Genomic DNA, 7,975 nt, shown 5'->3' on the forward strand with positions numbered 1-7,975 from the left:
GGTGGCCCGGCGCGCCTCCGGCTCAGCGGCGGAACACCTCCAGCAGTTCCTCCGCGCGCTGCGTGCGGGTGATCCACACCTCGCGCCCGCGCCGCTCCCTGGTGATCAGCTGGGCGGCGCTCAACCGGTCGCAGTGGTACGTGATGCTGCTCGGCGCGACCTGCATGCCGGCCGCCAGCATGCTCATGGTCATGGGCTGCCCGATCGCGGCGAGCAGGTCCGCGCGCACCGGCCCGACCAGCGCCGACAAGTCGTCGAGCGCCGGCGCGACGGGCCGCTGCCACAGCGTCTCCGCTCCGGGCACCGGGTAGGCGATCCAGACGGCCTCGTCGTGGTCCAGGCTGACGATGACCGCGTCCTTGCCCGCCAGCATCGGCACCAGGACGATCCTGCGATTGCCCAGCTCGAACGTGCTCGACTCCACGTCGGCGATGAGCAGCCCGCGCTCGCCGTACATGATGCGGCTGTTGAGGGCGCCGAGCAGCAGTTCGGGGCCGCCGCGGACGGCGGCGACGCCGACCCGCCGGACCTCCCTGTCCAGCAGCGCGCGGGCCCGCCTCCACACGGGCTCGGTGGCGTTCCAGACGGAGCCGAGGGCGGCGGTGTAGCCGTGCATCCAGCGGTCGGGCCGCTCGGCCGCCGAGCGCCAGTGCGCGGGCAGCGGTCCCTGGCCGAACGCCTGCTCCAGGTCCTTGATCAGGTTGTCGGGTGGAAGGTCGCGCAGGGCGCCGATCTGGGCCTGCACGGAGATGTCCCCGCCGATGGGGGTACGCGGCACGATGCTGTCGGGGACCACGGAGTAGCCGGGGGCGGCGAGTGGGCGTACCGCCTGGTGCCCCTGCGGGCTGACTCGTGAGCTGATCGCCTTGCGCCAGAGCTCCGGCAGGCCGCGGCGGCGGCCCGCGAGGGCGTCGGCGATCATGGCGAGCGCGGTCAGGTGAGGCGAGATCGAGATCGACAGCTGCGGCGCGGAGGTGATGCGCAGTTCGCTCCACATAGTGGTGCTGATTACGTCGGCTCCTTCAGATCGGAATCGATCGGGTAACGATCTTCAACCTATCGTCGAGGCTTTCGTCCCACTTACAACCCGGTTGCACGGTTACGATCACGGAGCGCTTCGCCTTGGACACCCGGCGCGGCCTGCGACGACCGGGGGTGCTGGTCGCCGCAGGAGCCGCGCTAAGGGGTCACCAGTCGCCGCCCTCGTCGTCGTCCCCCTCGAAGATCTCCTCGACGATCTCGCCCGCGACGAGGCCACCCACGACGCCCGCGGCACCGGCGGCGGCCACCGTGCCCCAGCCCGGACCGCCGCGGTGCTCGTCGTGGTGCCCACCGTGGTGCCCGCCATGGTGCCCGCCATGGTGGTGCGGGTCGTAGTGCCCGCCGTGGTGCGGGTCGTAGTGCCCGCCGTGATGGGCCGGCCCGTACTGCGACAGGCCGTCCAGCCAGCGGCCCAGCTCCCCCGCCCAGTCGGTACGCAGCGCGTCGTCGTGGCTGACGTGGAAGCGGCCGATGGCGTCGTTCGACGAGAAGCGGCCGGCGCGCTTGTCCGCCTCCAGCACCACCTCGAGGCCCGCGGGGTCGGCCACGAACGTCACTTCGACCTCGCCCACCTGGCCGGCGTAGTGGCCGGTCGGGTAGAACTCGATCTCCTGGTAGAACGGCAGCTGCTGGTGCACCCCGTACAGGTGACCCGCCTCCAGGTCGGCCGACCTGAACCCGAACCCGAGCCCCAGGAACGCCTCCAGGATGCGCAGCTGCGACGGCAGCGGCTCGATCGCGATCATGTCGAGGTCGCCCTTGTCGACGGCCTTGGCGATGGCCAGCTCCGTACGAACGCCGACCGCCATCCCGGTCAGCGGCTGCCCGCCGATCTCGCTGATCGGCGCCTCCCACGGCACCGGCAGCTCGAACCCGATGACGCGGTCCTCCCCCTTGCGCAGCGTGAACGGCCCGGAGACCCGCGAACTGGCGAACTCGCCGAGCCCGCCGTGCTCGCCGTCGCCGTGCTCGATCTCGACCCTCGCCACCAGGCCGAGGGTGACGTGCTCGATCTCGGCGTCGAAGTCGCCGCCCTTGAGCCGTACCTCTCCTCGCAGCGTGCCGCCCGGCTGGGTCCGCGGGGTGGACAGCACGGTGTCCACCGAAGGCGCGCCGACGCCGAACGCTCCCAGCATCCGTTTGAAGACCACGGCTCTGTTCTCCCTGTTGAAGATCGGGTTGGGTTGTCTGCCGCTGGCCACAACGATCAAGGCCGTCCCTGGAGTTCCGGAGCCACGCTTCCCTGGACGCTTTGCCCCGCTTTACCCCAAAGCCACCCCTTCGGAACGCGGGGTGAGGCCGCCGGAGGCGTGGACGCGGTCGCTGAAATTCTCCCGTCGGCCGCGGACACGTAGGAATTGAAACCCCCGCTCTGACGAGGACGACGCGTGAATGAACAAGATGACCGGTCCCGGTTCGAGGCGGTCTACCGGCGAACTCACGAGCAGATCCTCGGCTACGCCGTACGGCGGTGCTCCTCTCCGGAGGACGCCGCCGACGTCGTGGCCGAGACCTATGTGATCGCCTGGCGGCGGATCGCCGAACTCCCGGACGGCGAGTCCGGCAGGTTATGGCTGTACGGCGTGGCCCGGCGGGTCCTGGCCAACCACCGCCGCGGCGAGCGGCGCCGCCTCACCCGGCACACCGAGCTCACGGAAGAGATCGAATACCTCTACGCCGCTCCTTCCCCCGAGAGCGGGCACGACGGCGTGGACGAGGCCATGAGCATGCTCTCCGACGCCGATCGCGAGCTGCTCGCCCTGGCCCTGTGGGAGGGGCTCGACCCCGGCGAGATCGCCCAGGTGCTGGACTGCTCCCGCAACGCCGCCCGCATCCGCCTGCACCGGGCCCGCAAACGCTTCGCCAAGGCGCTGGAGCAGGCCCGGCCGCCGGCCCGTTTCGCATCGCAACCGCTCGTCGAGAAGGAGGCACGGTGAACAACGACCAGATCTTCAGGAGCCGGGCGAGGGTGCTGGACGAGGACCTGACCGGCCGGGCGTCCACCGCGGGGGCGGACGCGCTGCTGGCCCGGATCGTCGCGCTGGAACCCGCGCTGGAACCCGCTCAGGCCCGGCGCCGGTTCATGCCCTCCCCGCGCCGCGCCCTGCTCGGCCTGGCCGTGGCCGCCGCCCTGGCGGGAGCCGTCGTCATCGGGCCGTCCCTGATCGGACGGTCCGAGCAGGTGTACGCCAGCCAGGCCGTGACGATCGACCGCGTCGGCGACGAGTACGCCTTCTACTTCACCGAAGGGGATCCTGATCCCGCCGAGTTGGAGAAGGCCTTCCACAAGGTCGGCCTGGACAACCTCACGGTGACGTTGTTCCCCGTTTCGCCGCGAATGCCGGCAGGCTCCGTCTTCGGATTCGAGAAGTCCGACCCCGACGCAATAGCGACGTTCGCCGGGGACAGCTGCCCTGAGCGGGTCGAAGACTGCATTACGGCCTTCCGTGTCACCGCGGACATCAAGGGGCCCGCGGAGGTCAGGCTGGGCCGCCCGGCGAAGCCCGGGGAGAAGTACGACTTCCCCGTCGACGCCAGTTGGCCGGGCGAGGCGCTGGCCGGGGTGAACCTCCGGGGACGCTCGGCGGCCGAGGCGGCAGGCGTCGTGCGCGAGCACCACCTGAAGGTGGCCTACGAGCTCGACTGGCCGCTGCCGAACGACGAAAAGGGCGTTCGTTTCGAGGCCGACGTGCCCGCCTCCCGTATCGATCCCGGCTGGCGGGTGGCGGAGGCGGAATCCTACAACGACGGCGCGATCGTCCTGCACGTGGTGCCGGGCCCGTCGGCCACCCCGCCGCCCGGATTCTGACCCGACCCGATGTCACACTCCGGTCGCCCGCTCACCTCTCAGGGGGCATGACACAGAACACGATCCTGGTGACCGGCGCGACCGGCGCCATCGGGCGCCCCCTGGTCGAGCTGCTTCTCGCCGAAGGCGCCGAGGTCCGGGCCGTCAGCCGCGCTCTGCACGGGGCGCGGCTCCCGGCCGGGGCGGAGGTCGTCGAGGGCGACCCGGCCAGGCCGGGCACGCTGGCCCGGCGCCTGGACGGCGTCACCGCCGTCTTCCTGCACTCGCGCGCCATCGGCGACGCGGCCGGCGAGCTGCTCGCCCTGGCCAAGGAGCGCGGCGCGACGCGCGTGGCCGCCCTGTCGGCGATGAACATCGACGACCCGCTCGACCAGCAGCCCTCCCGCTACCGCGGCGACCGGAACAAGGAGGCCGAGACCGCCGCCGCCGGCAGCGGGCTGAGCTGGACCAGCCTGCGGGCCGGATCGTTCGCGTCCAACGCGGTCAACTCCTGGAGCGCCCAGATCCGCGCCGGCGACACCGTCCGGTACGTGCACGCGTCGTTCCAGGAGGCGCCGCTCGACGACCGGGACCTGGTCGAGGTGGCCGCCCGCGCGCTGCTCACCGGCGACCTGGCCGGGCGCCGGGTCGAGCTGACCGGCCCGCGGTCGCTGACCCACGAGGAGATGGTGCGGGTCATCGGCGAGGCGATCGGCCGGCCGCTGCGCTTCCAGGAGGTCCCGCCGGAGGCGGCCGAGCGGGCCATGGTCGGGAACGGCCTGCCGCAGCCGTTCGTACGGGCCCTCATGGACAGGTACGCCAGGGGCGGCTCCCGGCCCCATCCCGTGACGGAGGAGGTGACGAAGATCCTCGGCCGCCCCGCGCGGACGTTCGCCGAGTGGGCGCGGGACCACGCCGGTCTCTTCGCGGATAACGATTAGCTGTGAACCCCGCTCCCGATGTGCCCCTTTTTGGCCACCCATGGAACGCTACAGACGGTATACCAGTGGCGAGGATCAGGTGAGAACCGGGTGGCATCGACTAGCGGGGGATCGATCTTGCGGAGGCTCGGCAGAGCGAGCGTCTTAGCGGCCGTGATGGCACTGGCCATGACCGGCTGTTCCACCGCCGGGCCCGCGGAGAAGGGGACCACGGGCGCCCAGCAGGAGCAGCAGCAGGCTCCCGCCTCGTCCCAGCCGGCGCCCGAGGCGCCGCCGAAGGTGGACGACGGCTGGCCGCGCTGGGGCTTCACCCATACGGGTGTCAGCGCCAACAACATCAACCCCCAGTTCGAACGCGACGTCGCCGGACGGCTCTCGCAGACCCCGATGCTGCAGAACCAGCACATCATGGGGTTCGGGGCGCTCAACCCCGAGCCCTACCCGGGGCAGTATTTCTGGGAGGACCTCGACAGCCGGATCAACCTGATGAGGGAGTCCGGCGGCGTCCCCGTCCTCACGCTCTGCTGCGCCCCCGACTGGATGAAGGGCGGCCCCCAGGGCCCCACCGAGGAGTCGGCCTGGAGGGAGCACCTGGAGGACGCCCCCTACCCCGAACACTTCGACGACTTCGCCAAGCTGGCGGCGGCCGTGGCCACGCGGTACAAGGACGTCAAGTACTTCATGGTCTGGAACGAGTTCAAGGGCTTCTGGCGCGACCACTCCAAGCCCGCGGACTACAAGGGCTACACCGAGCTGTACAACAAGGTGTACGCCGCGGTGAAGCAGGCCCGGCCCGACGCCAAGGTCGGCGGCCCGTACCTCGGCTTCGACAGCAACGAGCGCGGCGACTCCGAGCTGCGCGGCGACTGGGGGGTCGTCAACCAGAACGTCCTGGACGCCTTCAACTACTGGTTCGAGAACAAGAAGGGCGCCGACTTCGTCGTGGTCGACGGCGCCTCGCCCACGGACGCGCACGAGCTGCTGCCCGACGAGTTCGGGGCGCTGGCGAAGTTCGGCGCGGTCACCAAGTGGCTGCGGGACAAGGTCGGCGACCTGCCGGTCTGGTGGTCGGAGTGGTACTTCGTGCCCGAGGACGGCACCACCTGGCCCGAGAACAAGCGGCTCGCGGTGCAGGCCGCCTCGATGATCGAGTTCGCGCGCAGCGGCGCCGCCACGGCCCTGTACTGGAACCCGCAGGCCAAGGACCGCGACTGCCGGCCGTGCCTGTGGGACACGCGCAGCGGCGCCGAGACGGACACCGGCCGGCTGCTGGCGAACTTCGTCAAGTGGTTCCCCGCCGGGGCCGAGCTGGACCAGGTCACCTCGTCGGACGCCAAGGTCAGGGTGCTGGCGCAGCCGCAGCAGCTGCTGCTGGTCAACACCGCGGACTCCGACGTGACCACGACCGTGGACGGCAAGGAGTACGCGCTCAAGGCGTACGAGATCAAGTGGACCGGCCGCTGAGGGTCGCAACCCCAGGGTAATCCCTGGGCCGTCCCCTGTGTCGCGGCGTGCCCCGCGGGCGGAGCCTGAGGGCATGGCCGCTGAGGGTGACATCGTCTCGGCCGAGGTCGAAGCGGCGCCCGGCCGGCAGCGCCAGGCGGCTGCCGCTCTGGCGCGGCTCGGCCTCAAGATGCTCCACATCGGGACGACGATCAGCGTCAGCGCGCCCAGGGACGTGTGGGAGCGGGTGTTCGGCCTGCCTCAGCCGGCGGTGCCCGCCGAGCTGAGCGGAGACGTGGTCGCCGTGCACCGGGTGGAGCCGCCCGATTTCCACGCCCTCTGACGACCCGTCCACCGGTCTCATCTCGCAAAGGAGCGACATGACCACGATGACCGAGCGACGTGAGGACACCGTCTACTTCGAAGCGGCCCTGCGGCCGGAGAGCGGCGCCTCGATGTTCGCCGAATCCTCGGCGGCGCAGACCGCGAGCCTCGACCAGCTCAAGCCGGCCCCCGGCCTCGCCGAGCGCACCGCGAACGCGCTGCAGGCCAAGGGCTTCACGGTACGGCACGTCGGCACGTACTCCATCAGCGGCGAGGGACCCCGGTCGCTGTGGGAGAGCACGTTCGGCACCCACGTCGAGGTGCGCCAGGCCGAGCTGACCGGCCGGCCGCCGGACGTGACCTCCACGACCGGCGCCCAGGTGTCCTATCTGTCGCACGTGAGCGGCGAGCCGTTCTCGATCCCGCCGGACCTGGAGCCGTACATCGAGCGGGCCTACCCGCAGGCCCCGCCGCGCTTCTTCGGGCCCTCCCCCATCCCGCCCCGCGTCGGCTACCACCACCTGCGGGTGCCCGACGACGTGGCGCTCCTCCTGCGCGCGCACCAGGTGCACGACCGCGGGGTGACGGGCCGCGGCGTGCTGGTCGCGATGCCCGACACGGGCTTCTACCGGCACCCCTTCTACGACCACCACGGCTACAACTACAACGCCACGCTCGCTCCCGACGCCACCGCGGTGCAGCACGACGAGTACGGGCACGGCACCGCCGAGGCCGCGAACATCTTCGCCAGCGCCCGCGACATCGACTTCGTCGGCGTCAAGATGGGGGCCAACCCCACGCTCGCCTTCAAGACGGCCTCCGACCTGTCGCCGGCGGTCATGACCAACAGCTGGGGCTTCCACCTGCCCGGCGTGGCCTCCCTGCCGAACGCGCTGCGCCCGCTGGAGCTGGCGGTCATCGAGGCGGTACGCGAGCGCGGCATCGTCGTCTGCTTCTCGGCGGGCAACGGCCACGTCGCCTTCCCGGCGATGATGCCGGACGTCATCGCGGTCGGCGGCGTCTTCGTGGACGAGACGATGGCCAACGGCGAGTTCAGGATGGAGGCCTCCGACTACGCCAGCAGCTTCGACAGCCTCATCTACGCCGGGCGGCACGTGCCCGACGTGTGCGGCCTGGTCGGCAAGCAGCCGCGGGCCATCTACATCATGCTGCCCGTCGAGCCGGGCGACGAGATCGACACGAGCCTGGCCGGACCCGGCTACCCGAACAAGGACGGCACGGGCAAGGACGACGGCTGGGCCGCGATCAGCGGCACCAGCGCGGCCTCACCGCAGATCGCCGGGGTGTGCGCGCTGCTCAAGCAGGCGCAGCCGGGGCTGTCGCCAGCACCATGCCCTGGATGACCGGATAGTCGCGGTCGAGGATGGCCTTGATGATGCCGCTGCCCAGGCCGGGCAGCGCGAACACCGACTCGATG

Annotated in this window: 8 protein-coding genes; 6 read left to right on the plus strand and 2 right to left on the minus strand. The window is 71.2% G+C overall.

Annotated elements, in window-relative coordinates:
• Positions 1-22: 22 nt before the first annotated feature.
• Together ACWEPL_RS64375 and ACWEPL_RS64380 are read right to left on the minus strand one after the other, a co-directional pair.
• Complete coding sequence (locus tag ACWEPL_RS64375; protein WP_452442828.1) at positions 23-997, minus strand: ArsR/SmtB family transcription factor; 975 nt, start codon at positions 995-997, stop codon at positions 23-25.
• A 190-nt stretch (positions 998-1,187) separates the two neighbouring features.
• The gene (locus ACWEPL_RS64380; RefSeq protein WP_452442830.1) at positions 1,188-2,192 is read right to left on the minus strand and encodes a sporulation protein; all 1,005 of its coding nucleotides are present in this window, start codon (positions 2,190-2,192) and stop codon (positions 1,188-1,190) included.
• Positions 2,193-2,429: 237 nt separating this feature from the next.
• Here ACWEPL_RS64380 and ACWEPL_RS64385 point away from each other — a divergent pair, with 237 nt between their 5' ends.
• From ACWEPL_RS64385 to ACWEPL_RS64410, 6 genes are all read left to right on the plus strand, one after another.
• Complete coding sequence (locus ACWEPL_RS64385) at positions 2,430-2,978, plus strand: RNA polymerase sigma factor (RefSeq protein ID WP_363972497.1); 549 nt, start codon at positions 2,430-2,432, stop codon at positions 2,976-2,978.
• Positions 2,975-3,850: a hypothetical protein gene (locus tag ACWEPL_RS64390; RefSeq protein WP_452442832.1), complete on the plus strand. Its 876-nt coding sequence runs from the start codon at positions 2,975-2,977 to the stop codon at positions 3,848-3,850. The genes ACWEPL_RS64385 and ACWEPL_RS64390 overlap by 4 nt, the downstream gene beginning before the upstream one ends.
• Before the next feature lie 47 nt (positions 3,851-3,897).
• Positions 3,898-4,770 carry an NAD(P)H-binding protein gene (locus tag ACWEPL_RS64395; RefSeq protein WP_452442833.1) on the plus strand — a complete coding sequence of 291 codons (873 nt, stop codon included), beginning with the start codon at positions 3,898-3,900 and terminating at the stop codon, positions 4,768-4,770.
• Between the two features lie 168 nt (positions 4,771-4,938).
• Complete coding sequence (locus ACWEPL_RS64400; protein ID WP_452442835.1) at positions 4,939-6,234, plus strand: GH39 family glycosyl hydrolase; 1,296 nt, start codon at positions 4,939-4,941, stop codon at positions 6,232-6,234.
• Positions 6,235-6,307: 73 nt separating this feature from the next.
• Complete coding sequence (locus ACWEPL_RS64405; protein ID WP_452442837.1) at positions 6,308-6,556, plus strand: hypothetical protein; 249 nt, start codon at positions 6,308-6,310, stop codon at positions 6,554-6,556.
• Positions 6,557-6,593: 37 nt separating this feature from the next.
• Positions 6,594-7,901 carry a S8 family serine peptidase gene (locus ACWEPL_RS64410; protein ID WP_452442839.1) on the plus strand — a complete coding sequence of 436 codons (1,308 nt, stop codon included), beginning with the start codon at positions 6,594-6,596 and terminating at the stop codon, positions 7,899-7,901.
• The last annotated feature ends 74 nt before the right edge of the window (positions 7,902-7,975 follow it).

The organism is Nonomuraea sp. NPDC004186 (assembly GCF_053603495.1).